Annotated in this window: 13 protein-coding genes; 10 read left to right on the forward strand and 3 right to left on the reverse strand. The window is 70.5% G+C overall.

Annotated elements, in window-relative coordinates; translation table 11 throughout:
- Positions 1-241: 241 nt before the first annotated feature.
- Entirely contained in the window at positions 242-1,798 is a 1,557-nt protein-coding gene (locus tag KYK13_RS15395) for a phosphatidylserine/phosphatidylglycerophosphate/cardiolipin synthase family protein (protein WP_223645192.1), read from the forward strand.
- Positions 1,799-1,929: 131 nt separating this feature from the next.
- On the opposite strand, the gene KYK13_RS15400 is transcribed toward KYK13_RS15395, so the two are convergent.
- A complete protein-coding gene (locus KYK13_RS15400) occupies positions 1,930-2,121 on the reverse strand; it encodes a hypothetical protein (RefSeq protein WP_223645193.1) in 192 nt (63 codons plus the stop codon).
- A gap of 405 nt (positions 2,122-2,526) precedes the next feature.
- Between KYK13_RS15400 and KYK13_RS15405 the strand changes: the two genes are divergently transcribed.
- The 9 genes from KYK13_RS15405 (at position 2,527) to KYK13_RS15445 (ending at position 12,827) form a co-directional block, all read left to right on the forward strand.
- Complete coding sequence (locus KYK13_RS15405; RefSeq protein ID WP_223645194.1) at positions 2,527-3,102, forward strand: polysaccharide biosynthesis/export family protein; 576 nt, start codon at positions 2,527-2,529, stop codon at positions 3,100-3,102.
- An 86-nt stretch (positions 3,103-3,188) separates the two neighbouring features.
- The gene (locus KYK13_RS15410) at positions 3,189-4,337 is read left to right on the forward strand and encodes a hypothetical protein (protein ID WP_223645195.1); all 1,149 of its coding nucleotides are present in this window, start codon (positions 3,189-3,191) and stop codon (positions 4,335-4,337) included.
- A 38-nt stretch (positions 4,338-4,375) separates the two neighbouring features.
- Positions 4,376-5,785, forward strand: coding sequence for a Wzz/FepE/Etk N-terminal domain-containing protein (locus KYK13_RS15415; protein ID WP_223645196.1), 1,410 nt, complete (start codon positions 4,376-4,378; stop codon positions 5,783-5,785).
- Between the two features lie 36 nt (positions 5,786-5,821).
- Positions 5,822-6,559 carry a CpsD/CapB family tyrosine-protein kinase gene (locus KYK13_RS15420; protein WP_223645197.1) on the forward strand — a complete coding sequence of 246 codons (738 nt, stop codon included), beginning with the start codon at positions 5,822-5,824 and terminating at the stop codon, positions 6,557-6,559.
- Positions 6,560-6,669: 110 nt separating this feature from the next.
- Entirely contained in the window at positions 6,670-8,037 is a 1,368-nt protein-coding gene (gene exoE / locus KYK13_RS15425; protein WP_223645198.1) for a polyisoprenyl-phosphate hexose-1-phosphate transferase ExoE, read from the forward strand.
- Positions 8,038-8,145: 108 nt separating this feature from the next.
- Positions 8,146-9,228, forward strand: coding sequence for a gluconeogenesis factor YvcK family protein (gene yvcK, locus KYK13_RS15430; protein WP_223645199.1), 1,083 nt, complete (start codon positions 8,146-8,148; stop codon positions 9,226-9,228).
- Between the two features lie 37 nt (positions 9,229-9,265).
- Positions 9,266-10,384, forward strand: a complete 1,119-nt coding sequence (locus tag KYK13_RS15435) for a GNAT family N-acetyltransferase (RefSeq protein ID WP_223645200.1) — start codon at positions 9,266-9,268, stop codon at positions 10,382-10,384.
- Positions 10,372-11,550 carry a DegT/DnrJ/EryC1/StrS family aminotransferase gene (locus tag KYK13_RS15440; RefSeq protein WP_223645201.1) on the forward strand — a complete coding sequence of 393 codons (1,179 nt, stop codon included), beginning with the start codon at positions 10,372-10,374 and terminating at the stop codon, positions 11,548-11,550. The genes KYK13_RS15435 and KYK13_RS15440 overlap by 13 nt, the downstream gene beginning before the upstream one ends.
- An 80-nt stretch (positions 11,551-11,630) precedes the next feature.
- A complete protein-coding gene (locus tag KYK13_RS15445; RefSeq protein WP_223645202.1) occupies positions 11,631-12,827 on the forward strand; it encodes a GNAT family N-acetyltransferase in 1,197 nt (398 codons plus the stop codon).
- Between the two features lie 78 nt (positions 12,828-12,905).
- Here the strand turns inward: KYK13_RS15445 and KYK13_RS15450 are convergent, their stop codons facing one another.
- Positions 12,906-13,859: a tetratricopeptide repeat protein gene (locus KYK13_RS15450; RefSeq protein ID WP_223645203.1), complete on the reverse strand. Its 954-nt coding sequence runs from the start codon at positions 13,857-13,859 to the stop codon at positions 12,906-12,908.
- Between the two features lie 3 nt (positions 13,860-13,862).
- Positions 13,863-14,366 (reverse strand): cytochrome c-type biogenesis protein, encoded by a 504-nt coding sequence (locus KYK13_RS15455; RefSeq protein WP_223645204.1) that lies wholly within the window; start codon positions 14,364-14,366, stop codon positions 13,863-13,865.
- Positions 14,367-14,396 lie beyond the last annotated feature (30 nt).

A 14,396-nucleotide genomic window follows, 5' to 3' on the forward strand; every position in this document is an offset into this window, starting at 1 on the left:
GCCCGTCCCCCTGTGCGGAGACGCGCGGGAAGGGTAGGAAGACGTTGCTCATGCAGCCCCGCTCCTCACAGCGCATCCCCTGGCCCCTGGACTCGAGGGGAGGGCAGCCGGACGGACAGGCCCTCGCCGATGCCGGGCGCGCACCGGAATCCCTTCACACCGCGCCCTTGCGGTGGTCCTCCTGGAACCGCACCTCACCCAGGGTCTTCGGGTGCGCCCCGAAGTTTCGAGGAGACACCGCGTGGCCATCGTGAAGTCGTCGGGCATCAGCGGCCGACAGCATAACCTCGCCGAGCAGGTGTTCTCCCGCGCCGCGGGCGCGCCGCTCGTGCCCTCCAACGACGTGCGCCTCCTGCGCGACGCGCGCGAGAACTACCCCGCGTGGCTGCGCGCCATCCGCGAGGCCCAATGCTCCATCCTCTTCGAGAACTACATCATCGAGGACGACGAGGTGGGCCGCTCCTTCGCGGAGGCCCTGTGCGCCCGCGCCCGCGCCGGCGTGCAGGTCCGCGTCCTCTATGACTGGCTGGGCTGCCAGGGCACCGCGTCCCGCCGCTACTGGCGCGACCTGCGCGACGCAGGCGTGGAGGTGCGCTCCTTCAATCCCTTCCAGTTCGACAGGCCCCTCGCGTGGCTGGGCCGCAACCACCGCAAGACGCTCACCGTCGACGGCGAGGTGGGCTTCGTCTCCGGCCTGTGCGTGAGCCACAAGTGGGTGGGCGACCCGGCGAAGGGCGTGGCTCCGTGGCGCGACACCGGCCTGGAGATTCGCGGCCCCGCGGTGGCGGACCTCGTGCGCGCCTTCGCCCAGGGGTGGAGCACCGTGGGCCCTCCCCTGGACGAGGAGGGCTGCCTGTCCTCCCGCGCCTCCCTGCCCATGGGCGACGTCGCCCTGCGCGTGGTGGCTGGCGTGCCGTGGAGCGCGGGCCTGTTCCGCGTGGATCAGCTCATCGCGTCGCTCGCGCGCAAGCGGCTGTGGCTCACCGACGCGTACTTCGTGGGCACCGCCACCTATGTGCAGGCGCTCCGGGCCGCGTCGCGCGACGGCGTGGATGTGCGGCTGCTCGTGCCTGGCAGCAGCGACATCCCCGCGCTGCGCCCGCTCACCCAGGCCGGCTACCGCCCCCTCCTGGAGGCCGGCATCCGCGTCTATGAATGGAACGGCACCATGCTCCACGCGAAGACGGCCGTGGCGGATGGAACCTGGGCGCGCGTCGGGTCGTCCAACCTCAACCCCGCGAGCTGGCTGGGCAACTCCGAAATCGACGTCGCCGTGGAGGACGCCCGCTTCGCCCAGCAGATGGAGGCCATGTACCTCCAGGACCTGGAACATGCGACCGAGGTCGTACTCAGCGGGCGGGCCCGGCGCATGAACGCCGCGCCTCCGTTGCCTCGCGCGCAGCGGGGGGCTCCTGGACGGCGGGGCAGCGTCAGCCGCGCGGCCGCGGGCGCGGTGCGCCTGGGCAACACCGTGGGCGCCGCCGTCACCAACCACCGTGAGCTGGGCCGCACCGAATCCAAGGTCGTCTTCGGCGCGGGCGTGGTGCCCCTGGCCCTGGCCGGCGTGGCGCTCTACTGGCCGCATGTCGTGGCCGTGCCGGCGGCGATCGTGGGCGCGTGGGCGGGCATCGCCCTGTGGAGCCGGGCCCTGCGCCTGCGCCGTCAGGAGGCCCAGGGCACCGCACAGCAACCGCTTCCGGAGCAGGAGGTGCCGCCGCGTTCCACGGGTGGGGAACCGCGAGCCCTGCCAGAGGCGAACGCTTCCCATCCTCCGGAAGCCGGGCGCCACTCGCACTGAGCTGAAGCGAACCCACGACATGACAAGGGCCCGCGGGCCGGCAGCGGGAGGAAGCCTGGCTTCCCTCTTCGCCGCTCCGGCCCGAAGGCCCTGTGTTTCCTACAGCGATCCAGACCGCGTTGGCGTGAGCGCTATGCCTGCTTCGCGACGCCCTCGGGCTCCGTCGCCTTGCCGCCCAACAGCGAACTGCCGCCGTACAGGGCCAGGCCCACCATGCCCAGCACGCCGGCTTCGACGCTGCCGCCCATCGTGGTCCCCAACAGCCCCACGATGCTGGTTCCGAGCATGAAGACCACCCCCACCGCCCCTGCCACCTTGCCCATCCGCTGTCCCCCTCTGGACTGAATTGGACCCCTGAACCCCAACCGCTGTTCGACGCCCATCCCTCTTCAAGTCCTGTGCCGAGCCTCCGGTGCGGGCGCCCCAGAGGGAGCACGAAGGAGCGTGGAAGATGCGTGGGTTGGGGTGGGCAATCCCCTTCCAACCCGTGGAAGCGATCGGCAGAAAGCACAGGGGAGAACACCGGTCCCGGACCGGAATTTTTCCCGGATGCGCGGATGTGCGCCTGATGTGGCACGCCGTAACCCACTGCATTCCAAGGGTTTTCCCTCCCCCCTGGCGCTGGCACACGCGCTGCTAAGAGCCACCGCCAGAAGCGAGCCACCCGGCCCTTCAGGGCGTGTGAGCGGTGGCTCTCGCGGACATCAGTGAACGAAGGAGAGCGGAAGATGGGAATGCGGCGCACGGGGTTCTGGACGGTGATGGGGATGCTCCTCCTGTCGGGTTGTGCTCATCAGCAGGCGCTGAAGGTCGACAATTCGGATCAGCCGTACCGCATCGGGCGTGAGGACGTGCTCGACGTGAGCGTCTGGCGCGACCAGGAGCTGTCGCGCACGGTGCCGGTGCGCCCCGACGGCTTCATCTCCATTCCGATGGTGGGTGAGGTGCAGGCCGCGGGCAAGACGCCCACGGAGCTGGCGGAGATGCTCAAGACGGGCCTCCAGCAGTACGTGCAGGAGCCGCGCGTGACGGTCATCGTCCGCGAGGTCAACAGCAGCCGCGTCTTCGTGACGGGCGAGGTGGCCCACCCGGGCGCCTACCCGCTGCGCGGCCGCGTGTCGCTCCTGCAGGCCATCGCGCTGGCCGGCGGCTTCACGGACTTCGCCAACTCCGACGGCATCGTCGTCATCCGCACGGACGGCAAGGGCGGGCAGATCCCGGTGCGCTACAGCGACCTGGTCTCCGCCTCCGCCGAGAACGAAGGCGTCATCCTGCGGCCGGGTGACACCGTCGTCGTCCCGTGAGCCGAGGACGGCGCGGGCGCTTCAAAGATAGACATGGGGAAGCAGCGGACGTGGGCGCGGGCGTGGGCAAGGATGGGAGGGCGGCGGTGAGGGGCAATTGGAAGCGGGCAGTGATTGCAGGCTGTCTCGTCGTCGCGCCGGCCGCGCAGGCGGCCACCCTGCTGCAGCCGCGGCTGCGCCTGGCGGCGGAGGAGCGCTTCGACAACGACATCCGTCTGGGCGGCACCGGCACCAACGGACAGTTCATGACGAAGCTGTCCCCGCGGCTGGGGCTGGACGTGATGAACGAGCAGCTGACGCTCGAGTCCTTCTACGCCACGGACCTGCTCGCGCGGCACGGCTCCGGAACGACGACGCTCGACCACCGCGCGGGCGTGGGCCTGAAGAACGTGCTGTCCCGCCGGCTGCGGCTGGACGCCACCGCGAAGGTGTTCCGGGTCACCGACCCCACGTCGCTGCCGCGCGACGGCCTGGCGCGCTCCACGGCGCCGACCTTCTATGCGCAGACGAAGGTGGGGCTCACGGGGCGCGTCACGGACCGCATGGACGTGCGCGGCAACTACACGTTCGAAGCGACGCGCATCATCGAGCCGGGACGGGTCGCGGGCTACGCGCACACCCCGTCCTTGGAGCTGTGGTACCGCGCCACGCGCCGGCTGGCCCTGGGCGTGGACTACCGCTACCAGGGCTTCCTGTATGACGGCGACTACAGCCAGGCGCATGGCGCTTCCGTGGCCCTGCGCTACCGGCTGACGCGGCCCACCACGCTCACCCTTCGGGGCGGGCCGGTGCGCTACCTGCCGCCGGACGCGTCGCGCGGCGGGTGGCTGCCCCGCGTGGGGCTGGAGGTGATGCGCGAGGGTGAGCGCAGCGACTTCGGCTTCGCCATGGGCCACGACCTGGTGGGCGCGAGCGGTTTCTCCGGCGCGGTGTGGGCGGACTACGCGTCGTTGATGGGGGCGCACCGGTTCAGCCAGAAGCTGTCTGCCTTTGGGGCGGCCAGCTTCTTCCGGAACGGGACGGCTCCCGGGCTTCACTACACGGAGTGGCGTAACACCACGAACGTGTCGCAGGGCTATGCGGTGGGAGGTGGCGTCGAGTACCGGCTGAGCCGGAAGCTCGCGCTGCAGGGCGCGTTCGACCGCATCGCCCAGGTGGGCGCGGCGGATGTCGCTGGGGCGGGGGACCTGACACGCAACGTGTTCGCCCTCCGTCTGGTCATGACTGCTTGGTAGGCAACTTTCGAAAGAGTACGAGGATGGAGGAGCGGATCATGGAGCGTGGGATGACGGCGGACCAGTTGCTTTCGGCGCTGTGGCGCCGCAAGGCCCTGGTGGGGGCGATCGCTGCAGCAATCTTCGTGTTGGGTGCGGCCATCGTGATGACGCGGCCGAGCATTTATGAGGCGTCCGTGGTGGTGCGCGTGGAGCCGCAGCGCCCCGGCGAGGAGATGGTCCAGCGCACGGTGAGCGAGCTCATCGAGCAGCGGCTCGTCACCGTCCGCCAGGAGCTCCTGGCGAGGCCGGTGCTGCAGAAGGCCATCGAGGAGATGAACCTCTATCCGGAGCTGGTGTCGGAGAAGGGCATCGAGGCGGCGGTCGAGCAGATGCGCAAGGACATCACCGTGCGCGTCGAGGGTGAGACGGCCTTCGAGCTCACCTACGCGGGCCGCGACCCGCAGGTGGTGGCGCAGGTGGCCAACCGCCTGCCGGCCATCTTCTCCGAGGAGACGCTGAAGATCCGCCAGGCGCAGGCGGCCCGCGCCACCGACCTCTTCAACGAGGAGATGGTGTCCATGGGCAAGGCCGTGTCCGCGTGGGAGTCGAAGATCTCCAAGTTCAAGGTGGACCACCTGGGCGAGCTGCCCGAGCAGCTGGAGATGAACATGCGCGGCCTGGAGCGCATTGGCGCCCAGCTGCAGACGAAGTCCGAGGAGCTGCGCATGGCCGAGGCGCGCCGCTCCGACCTGGCCCGCGCCCGCAACGCCGCGGACAGCGAGGCCGGCCGGCTGGAGGCCGCGGAGAGCGGGCTGGCTCGCACCCTCACCCAGGCCAAGACGCAGTGGACCGAGGACCACCCGGAGGTGAAGCGGATGGCGCGTGAGCTGAGCGACATCGCCGCCCAGCGCAAGGACGCGGAAGGCCGCATGGTCGCCGAGCGCAACGAGCGCACCCGCGTGGCCACGCTCATCACCAACATCCAGAAGGACATCGTGGATCTCCAGAAGCAGGCCGAGGCGTACCAGGCGCGGCTGAACAACACCCCGCGCTGGGCCCAGGACCTGGCGGTCATGAACCGGGACTACGAAATCGCCCGCACCAAGTACCAGAGCGTGGTGAGCCGCAAGGTGGAGGCGGAGATCGCCCAGGAGCTGGAGGCCAAGAGCGCCAAGAGCCTGTTCAACGTCATCTCGCCCGCCGGGGTGCCCTCCTCGCCCGCCCGCCCGGACCGCATGAGCGGTCTGCTCATCGCCGCGCTGGCGGCCCTGGCCCTGGGGGTCCTCACCGGCACCGTCCTGGAGATGCGCGACGACAGCCTGCGCGACGGCACCGAGGTCCGCGAGCGCCTGACGCTGCCTGTCCTGGCGGTGGTCCCGAACATGCAAGGCAAGACGGAGAAGCGGATCCTGATGCCGATGGCTGGGAGCAAGAACAGCGTCTCCGCACCGACTTCCCTGAACTAATTGCCGACCCTCTACGGAAAGGATTGGAGAACTCAGATGGACTCGACGATGGAGCGGGCCGGTAATTTCCTCCCCCGCGTGGACGACAGCGCGGCTTCCTCGAACGCGGTGGACCGCCGGGTGGTGACGCTCACGGCCCCTGCTTCCGCGGCCGCCGAACAGTACCGCACCCTGTACTACCGCCTGGAGCGGATGCGCGAGCAGCGCCCGATGAAGGTGGTGGCGCTCACCTCCGCGATGCCCGGCGAGGGCAAGACGGTGACGAGCGTGAACCTGGCCCTGGCCGCCGCCCGGGCGAACCCGGAGCGCCGCATCCTGCTGGTGGACGCGGACCTGCGCCGGGGGCAGGTGGCTCCCACGCTGGGCATGCGCAACAAGCAGGGCCTGGCGGAGCTCCTGGCGGGTGAGTGCGACGTGCGCGACGTGGTGCGCCGCTTCAACGCCACGCGGCTGGCGGTCATCCCCGCCGGCGCCACGCCGGAGGAGAGCACCCAGGTGCTGGCAAGCGCCCGCATGAAGCAGTTCCTCAAGGCGGTGCGCGACGGCTTCGACGAGGTGTACGTGGACCTGCCGCCCACGCTGCCGTTCGCGGACGCGGCCATCCTGGGCCACCAGATGGACGGCGTGCTGATGGTCATCCGCGCCAACGTCACCCCCTCCAAGGTGGTGAACCAGGCGGTGGAGCAGCTGGCGGGCGCGGCGCTGGTGGGCTGTGTCCTCAACGGGGCGGAAGTGAACGCGACCCCATACCTGAAGAACTACGTGAGGAAGTAGCGGTGTGGCGGTGAGGTGAAGTGTTTCGCGGCCCGACCCGCTCCTCGCCCTGATGAGGGGTGAGGGGCGGGGGGCCTGGAGCGGCGGCGGGTTGGGGTTGGAGGAGTCACGTGCTTCGCGTTTTCCACCACTATTTTTCAGCCAAGAAACTGACGTTCTTCCTCGCCGAGTCCTCGGCGATCGCGTTGGCCTGTGTCGCGGGTGCCGCGGCCTGCGCGGCCCTCTTCGCACCCCTGGGCACCCAGCCTCCGTTCGCCACGCTGTGGCCCACGCTGGTGGGGCTGGGCCTGGCCTTCGTCGTGACGTTCCAGTTCACGCTGTACCTGCTGGACCTCTACGATTTGCGCATCGCCGCGGAGGACCGGACGCGCGGCTACCGCTTCCTCAAGGCCGCGGGCGTCACCGCGATGGTGGCGGGCGGGGTGATGCTGCTCCTGCCGCTCATGCTCCCGGTGGTGCTGCCTCCCGGGACGCTGCTGGGCGGCGCGATGGGCGCCCTGGCCGGCACGCTGGTGGTGCGCGTCTCCATCCGGGCGCTGGTGGGTGAGCCCGACGCGGTGCTCGTCGTCGGGGATGGCCTCAAGGCCCGCGCGGTGGCGAGCGCCATCGAAGACGGCGGCGAGGGGTCCTTCCGCGTGGTGGCCCTGGTGGACCCGCGCAAGGTGGAGGAGCGGCTGGACGCGATGGCGGCCCGCCTCAACGCCTCCTACGTGGTGCAGGCCGCGGACGACATGCGCGGCGCCAACTGGGTGGATTCGCTCTTGCGCTGCCGGCTGGACGGGCGGCGGGTGTACGACGCGGCGGGCTTCTGCGAGCGCGTGCTGCGCCGCATCCCGGTGCAGTTCCTGCGCGCCAGCGACTTCGCCTTCGCGGATGAGATGACGGTGTCGCCCCTTCGCCGGGCCTTCAAGCGCGTGTTCGACGTGGCGGTGGCGTCGCTGCTCCTGCTGATGGCCTCGCCCTTCCTGGTGCTGGTGGCCATCGCCATCAAGCTGGATTCGAAGGGCCCCGTCTTCTACCGGCAGGACCGCGTGGGCCTGGGCGGCAGGGCGTATCCGCTCTGGAAGTTCCGCAGCATGCGCACCGACGCGGAGAAGAACGGCGCCGTGTGGGCGCGCTCCAACGACGACCGCGTCACCCGGGTGGGACGGTTCATCCGCAAGACGCGCATCGACGAGATTCCGCAGGTGTTCAACGTGCTCCTGGGCCACATGAGCTTCGTGGGGCCGCGTCCGGAGCGCCCGGTGTTCACGGAGCAGCTCAAGCAGCAGATTCCGTTCTACGGCCTGCGCGAGGCGGTGAAGCCGGGCATCACGGGCTGGGCGCAGATCCGCTACCCCTACGGCGCTTCGGTGGAGGATGCGCGCAACAAGCTGGAGTTCGACCTGTACTACGTGAAGAACGGGTCGCTCTTCCTGGACGTCGGCATCATCTTCCACACGGTGCGGCACGTGCTGCTGGGGCGGGGGGCCCGGTAGGACAGTTCGTCAGTGGATGTCGGGGACGGTCCGCGGCCTCCGGTTGTGGGGGGAGGCCGGGATGCGAAGGGTGGAGCCATGGATTGGGGTGGGCGAGGGGGTTGGAACATGGTGGGCATGGACGTGGACGCGCCGTTCTCAGAGCAGTGGAGCCAGGACGACGCGCGCAACAAGCAGCAGGGCGTGGAGCGCAACGAGCTGCTGCAGGCGCCGAAGAACCGTCCCACGCGCATCGTCGCGATGGGGGGCGGCACGGGCCTGCCCATGGTGCTCAAGGGGCTGGCCCGCCGCGCGGCCCCCAAGGCGGGGCAGCCCGGCGTGGACATCACCGCGGTCGTGGCGATGAGCGACGACGGCGGCAGCTCCGGCCGCCTGCGCCGGCTGCACGGCGCGCTGCCCCCGGGCGACATCCGCAACTGCCTGGTGGCGCTCGCGGGCGGCAAGAGCGCGCTGAAGGACGTGTTCCAGTACCGCTTCGGCGGCGCGCGGGGCCTGGCCGGCCACGCGGTGGGCAACCTGCTCATCGCGGCGCTCGCGGAGCTGAGGGGTGACTTCCTGGAGGCGGTGCGGCTGTCCGGGGAGCTGTTGGGCGCAAAGGGCCATGTGCTGCCGAGCACGCTCGCGTCGGTGCAGCTGGTGGCCCAGATGCACGACGACACGGAGGTGGTGGGCGAGCGCAACATCTGCCGCGCCGAGGGCCGCGTGCGCCGCGTGTCGCTGAGCCCCCGTTCGCCTCCGCCGGTGGACGGCCTGCTGGAGGCCATCTACTCGGCGGACCTCATCGCCATCGGGCCGGGCTCGCTGTACTCGAGCGTGCTGCCCAACCTGCTGGTGGACGGCGTGGCCCAGGCGCTGAAGGAGACGCGCGCGCTGAAGGTCATGGTGGCCAACCTGATGACCCAGCCGGGTGAGACGGACGGCATGAACTGCCTGGACCACGTGCAGGCCGTCATCGACCACGTGGGGCCGGTGCTGGACGCGGTGCTCGTCAACGGCCGGATGCCCACGGAGGAGTCCATCCAGCGCTATGCGCGCAAGGGCTCCTTCATGGTCACGGCGGAGGCGCGGGAGCTGTTGTCCTCCGGCGTGATTCCGGTGCAGGCGGACCTGCTCAAGGAGGGGTCCAAGATCCGACACGACAGCCGCAAGGTCGCCGCGTGCCTGCTGAAGATGGCGCGCAGCGGGTTGTAGGCCACCTCTTCCATCACCACCTTGGGGGCCCGCGAATATGGAAGCCATCAACCTTGCCGCCGTCCCACGCGTCGTGGAGATCAACGACCGGGCGGCCTTCATGACCCTGGAAGCCGAGTGGAACGTGCTCGTGGAGCAGACCTCCAACGAGCTCTTCTACCGGCACGAGTTCCTGCGGCTGTGGCTGGACAACTTCGCCGCCGGGGCGCGCATGCGCGTGCTGACCCTGCGCGGTGCGGATGGCGCGCTCGCCGCCGCGCTGCCTCTGGTGGAGGAGCGCACGTCGATGTACGGCGTGCCCGTGCGCCAGCTCACCTCCGCGGCCAACGCGCACTCCTGCCGCTTCGACATGCTGGCGCGGGAGCCGGACGCCGCGGCCCGGACCTTCCTCGCGCACCTGCGCGCGACGGGTGGCTGGGACGTGCTGCGGCTGACGGACGTGCCGGACGGCGGGGCGGGCTTCCTCCTGCTGGAGGCCGCGAGGCAGGCCCGGATGCCGGTGGGCGAGTGGGAGTCCCTGCGGTCTCCGTACGTGCCGCTGCCCGCGACGAAGGACGCGTACTTCGCGAAGCTGCCGTCCAAGTTCAAGGCCAACTGCCGCCGCCGGCGCCGCAAGCTGGAGGAGAAGGGGAAGGTCACCTTCGAGCGCATCTCCGGCGGGCTGGACCTGGAGGGCACGCTGGAGGAGGGGCTGCTCCTGGAGCAGAGCGGCTGGAAGGGCGCCAACGGCACGGCCATGGCGCAGGACGCGAAGACGCGCGGCTTCTACACGGAGCTGGCGCGCGACGCGGCCTACCGCGACCGGCTGGCGCTGTACTTCCTGCGCGTGGACGGGCGCGCGGTGGCGTTCCAGTACGGCCTGGAATACGGCGGCCGCTACTTCCTCTTGAAGCCCGGCTACGACGAGAACCTGAAGGAGTGCAGCCCGGGGCAGCTCCTGGTGGAAGAGGTGCTGGGGGACTGCCTGGAGCGGGGGCTCACCGAGTTCGATTTCCTGGGGCCGGACATGGTGTGGAAGCGCGACTGGACGGATCAGGTCCGGCGGCACACCTGGCTCTACGTGTTCAATGACACCGCCTTTGGCCGGGCCCTGTGCGCGGCGAAGTTCCGGTGGGTGCCGGCTGCGAAAGAGGTGATGGCGCGATGGAAGCGGTGAAGACAACTGACAAGCTGTTCGTTCCCTCCCTGCCCACGTTGTGGCCGGGCATGCTGGTGGCTCCGCGGCGCCCGGGGGCGCTGCCGCCGTTCTCCTCTTCCAACGCGCGTTACTTCTACTTCGCGCGCAACGCCATCTGGCTGGCCATCAAGATGCTGCGCCTGGATGGCGGCGAGGTGCTGATGCCCGCCTACCACCACGGCGTGGAGGTGGAGGCGGTGGTGGACGCGGGCGCGACGCCGCGCTTCTACCGCGTGGGCAGCCGCTGGGACGTGGACCTGGCGGACGTGGCCCGGCGCATCACGCCGAAGACGCGCGCGCTCTACCTCACGCACTACGCGGGCTTCCCGGGCCCGGTGGCCGAGATGCGCAAGCTGGCGGACGAGCACGGCATCCCGTTGATCGAGGACTGCGCGCTGTCCCTGCTGTCATCCGACGGTACGACGCCGCTGGGCACCACGGGCGACGTGGGCATCTTCTGCCTCTACAAGACCCTTCCGGTACCCAATGGGGGTGCGCTGGTCGTCAATGGCAAGCGCTCGTACAGCCTGCCGGAGCCGCCGGCGCCGCCGCTGGCGTCCACCTTCAGCCACACCGTGTCCGCGCTGCTGCAGAACCTGGAGCTGCGCGGCGGGGCGGTGGGCCGGGGGCTGCGCGGCCTGGTGCGCTCGGTGGGGCACGGCACGGTGAAGGCCGCGAGCATCGAGCGCGTGGCCACGGGCACGCAGCACTTCGACCGGCGGCACGTGGACCTGGGCATGAGCCCGTTGACGAAGCGGATCGCGCTGGCGCAGGACCTGGATTCCATCGTCGAGGCGCGCCGCCGCAACTACTTCCTCCTGCTGAGCCGGCTGCGCGACGTGTCTCCGCCGCTCTTCAACCAGCTGCCTCCGGGCGTCAGCCCCCTGTTCTACCCGATGCTGGTGCAGGACAAGGAGGCGCTGCTGGCGAGGCTGCGGGAGAGGGGCATCGACGCCATCGACTTCTGGAAGCGCTTCCATCCCGCGTGCGACCCGGCGGAGTTCCCGGAGGTGGCGCAGCTGCGCCGCACCATCCTGGAGATTCCGTGCCACCAGGACTTGTCGCCGGAGGTGATGGGGCAGGTGGCGGACGTGGTGCGGGAGGTGCTGAAGACGGAGCGCCAGCCGAGCAAGCGCGCGTCGTGAGGGACCAGGAACTGGCGCCCGGGTTGCAATGGCCCCCGGGTGCCGGGGAAGTGCTTCGGGAAAGGCATCAGGGTGACGCGGTGATCCGCGAGGACGAGTTGACGTCGGGGCCGAGGTTGTCGCCGCGGTTGGACGTGGCGGCGGTGGGCAATGCCTCTCAGCTGGCGGGGATGCGGGCGGAGTGGAACGCGCTGCTGGACGCGAGCACGGCCGGTCCGTTCAACGCATGGGAGTGGCTGTATCCGTGGTGCCGGCGCATCGCGCCCGACGTGCGGCCGCTGGTGCTGACGGCGCGAGACAGGCTGGGCACGCTGGTGGGCCTGCTGCCGCTGGGGCTGGAGCACCGCTGGGTGAACGGGGTGCGCGTGCGGCGCCTGGGCTTCCTGGGGGAGACGCACGTGGGCAGCGACTACCTGGACGTGGTGGCGCGCAAGGGCCGCGAGGCGGAGGTGGCCCGGGCGTTCTTCCAGGTGCTCCAGGGGCTTCGCGACGAGTGGGATGTGTTGGATTTGACGGACCTGCGTGAGGGTTCGACGACGCTCGGCGTGGCGCGCGAGGTGTTTGGCGACGTGCGCGTGTCGGAGCGCTACGTGTGCCCCTACGAGACGCTGGTGCCGGGCGAGCCGTTCGATGCCTTCCTCAAGCGCACGGGCCGGCGGGACAACTACCTGCGCCGGCGCAAGTGGCTGGAGAAGCAGGACGGCTACCGCATCGAGCGCACGGACGCGCCGGGTGGGTTGGCCGGTCCGATGACGGACTTCCTCCGGCTGCACGCGCTGCGCTGGTCCTCGGATGGCGGGTCGCAGGGCATCAAGGGCGCTGGGGTGGAGGCGTTCCACCGGGATGCGACGCAGTGGCTGGCGGAGCGGGGCCGGCTGCGGATGTACACGATGAAGGTGGGCGGCCAGGCGGTGGCGTCCGTGTACGGCATCCTCCATGGCCAGACGTTCGTGTACTTCCAGTCCGGCTATGACCCGGCGTGGCGCAACCGCAGCGTGGGGCTGGTGCTGGTGGGCGAGACGTTCAAGGACGCCATCGAGATGGGCCTGACGGAGTACGACTTCCTGCGGGGCACGGAGACGTACAAGTCCGACTGGGTGACGAAGCAGCGGCAGACGGTGTCGCTGCGCGTGCACGGCGCGGGCTTCGCGGGCGGGTGGTTCACGCGCTCCGAGGCGTGGGCCCGCCAGACGCGCAACGCGGTGAAGGGGGTGCTGTCCGACGCGCTGGTGGAGAAGGTGCGCCGGTTCCGTCGGAGGAAGGCCGCGGTGCATTGACGCCCGGGGGGGCACGGGCCGAGGTGACGGTGGGGAGGCGGGCCGGAGGCCCGGCCCTTCACGACGCACACCGTAGCGCTACGGCTGCGCGACCTCCGCGCGCAGCTGGGCGATGGCGGGGGCCAGCTGCGGGGGCTGCATGTTCTTGGGCACTTCCACCGTGAAGCGTTCGAAATGCGCCAGCGCGCCTGCCTTGTCGCCCCGGCGCAGCGACAGGCTGCCCAGGAAGATGAGCGCCTCCTGTGCGTCCGGCCACGTGTCCACCAGCTCCGTCAGCTCCTGCTCCGCGCCCTGCAGGTCGCCCTGCGATGTCGCGCGCAGCACGCCCCGGTGCACCCGCAGCTCCACGTTGAACGGATCCACCGCCAGGCCCTTCAGCGTCACCTTCATCGCTTCGTCGAACTGCTGCTGGCGGATGAGCTCGTGGCTCAGCATCGACGCGGCCTCCACGTCGCCCGGGTTCGACGCCAGCCGCTGGCGCGCCTGCTCCAGTTCGTCGTTCTCCTCGGGCAGCTGCGCCTGCTGCTGGGCCATGCCCGGCGGCGTCGCGCCCGTGCCCATCTGCCCTTCCTCGCGCGGCTTCTGCTCGGACACGAGCAGGTAGCTCAGCCCTCCGAAGAAGACCACGATGCCCGCGCCCCACATCGCGCCCACCAGCTGCGGATTGCGCGACGCCCAGCCCGTGGGCGCCGGCACGTTGCGCGCGGGTGACCTCTCTCCCGCCGCCTGCCGCTTCTGGTGCTCGTCCTTCGCGCGCAGCGCGGCGGCCGCCTCCTTCTCCAGGCGCGCCTTCTCCGCCGTGTAGTGCTCCGCGCTGAAGTGGTGCTTCTCCGCCTCCAGCGTCCGCAGCTGCTCGATGAGCGACTGCGCCCGCTGCGCCAGGTCGTCCGCCGTACCGTCCGCCCTGGGCGGGGTGTCCGGCAGCGCGCTCCCCGTCTTCATCTTCATGTAGAGGAGCCACGCGGCCGCCAGCACGAAGGCGACCGACAGGACGATGATTCCGGGCAACCAGTTGGTGGGCTCGGGCTGCATGGCTTAGCGCTCCAGCTCCCGGCGCACGGCCTGGAGGTAGGGGTCCGCGTCGTCCGGAGACGGCGCGGGTGTGGAAGGGGAGGGGACCTGCGCGGCTTCCGCGGGCGCGGCGCCCTCGGGCAAGGGCTGACGCTGTTTCAGGATGACGAAGAGGCCGCCCAGCACCAGCGCCACCGGTCCCAGCCACACGAACCAGTTGAAGCCCTCCGCGCGCGGCTCCAGCAACACCCACTCGCCGTAGCGCGCCACGAAGTAGTCGACGATCTCCGTGTCCGTCTTGCCCGCGGAGACCAGCTCGCGCACCTTGTCCAACTGGGCGCGCGCCATGGAGGACGGGCTGTCCGCCACCGACAGGCCCTGGCACACCGCGCAGCGCAGCTTCTTCGCCAGCTGCTGCACCCGGACTTCCTGCTCCGGCGCGAGCGGCTCACTCGCGGCCTGCTGCGGCGCGAACTGCCCCGTGGCAAGGCTCAGGGCGAGGGTCAACGAGACGAGGACGGCATTCATCGGGGGCTCCAGCGGGGGCCGTCCCTAACT

Source organism: Corallococcus sp. EGB, from assembly GCF_019968905.1.
Taxonomy (GTDB): Bacteria; Myxococcota; Myxococcia; order Myxococcales; family Myxococcaceae; genus Corallococcus.

Coding starts and splice junctions, on each gene's coding strand:
- KYK13_RS15420 (WP_223645197.1), top strand. CDS start 5,822: ATGGACTCGACGATGGAGCGGGCCGGTAATTTCCTCCCCCGCGTGGAC.
- KYK13_RS15415 (WP_223645196.1), top strand. CDS start 4,376: ATGGAGCGTGGGATGACGGCGGACCAGTTGCTTTCGGCGCTGTGGCGC.
- KYK13_RS15435 (WP_223645200.1), top strand. CDS start 9,266: ATGGAAGCCATCAACCTTGCCGCCGTCCCACGCGTCGTGGAGATCAAC.
- KYK13_RS15405 (WP_223645194.1), top strand. CDS start 2,527: ATGGGAATGCGGCGCACGGGGTTCTGGACGGTGATGGGGATGCTCCTC.
- KYK13_RS15440 (WP_223645201.1), top strand. CDS start 10,372: ATGGAAGCGGTGAAGACAACTGACAAGCTGTTCGTTCCCTCCCTGCCC.
- KYK13_RS15450 (WP_223645203.1), bottom strand. CDS start 13,859: ATGCAGCCCGAGCCCACCAACTGGTTGCCCGGAATCATCGTCCTGTCG.
- yvcK (WP_223645199.1), top strand. CDS start 8,146: ATGGTGGGCATGGACGTGGACGCGCCGTTCTCAGAGCAGTGGAGCCAG.
- KYK13_RS15400 (WP_223645193.1), bottom strand. CDS start 2,121: ATGGGCAAGGTGGCAGGGGCGGTGGGGGTGGTCTTCATGCTCGGAACC.
- KYK13_RS15455 (WP_223645204.1), bottom strand. CDS start 14,366: ATGAATGCCGTCCTCGTCTCGTTGACCCTCGCCCTGAGCCTTGCCACG.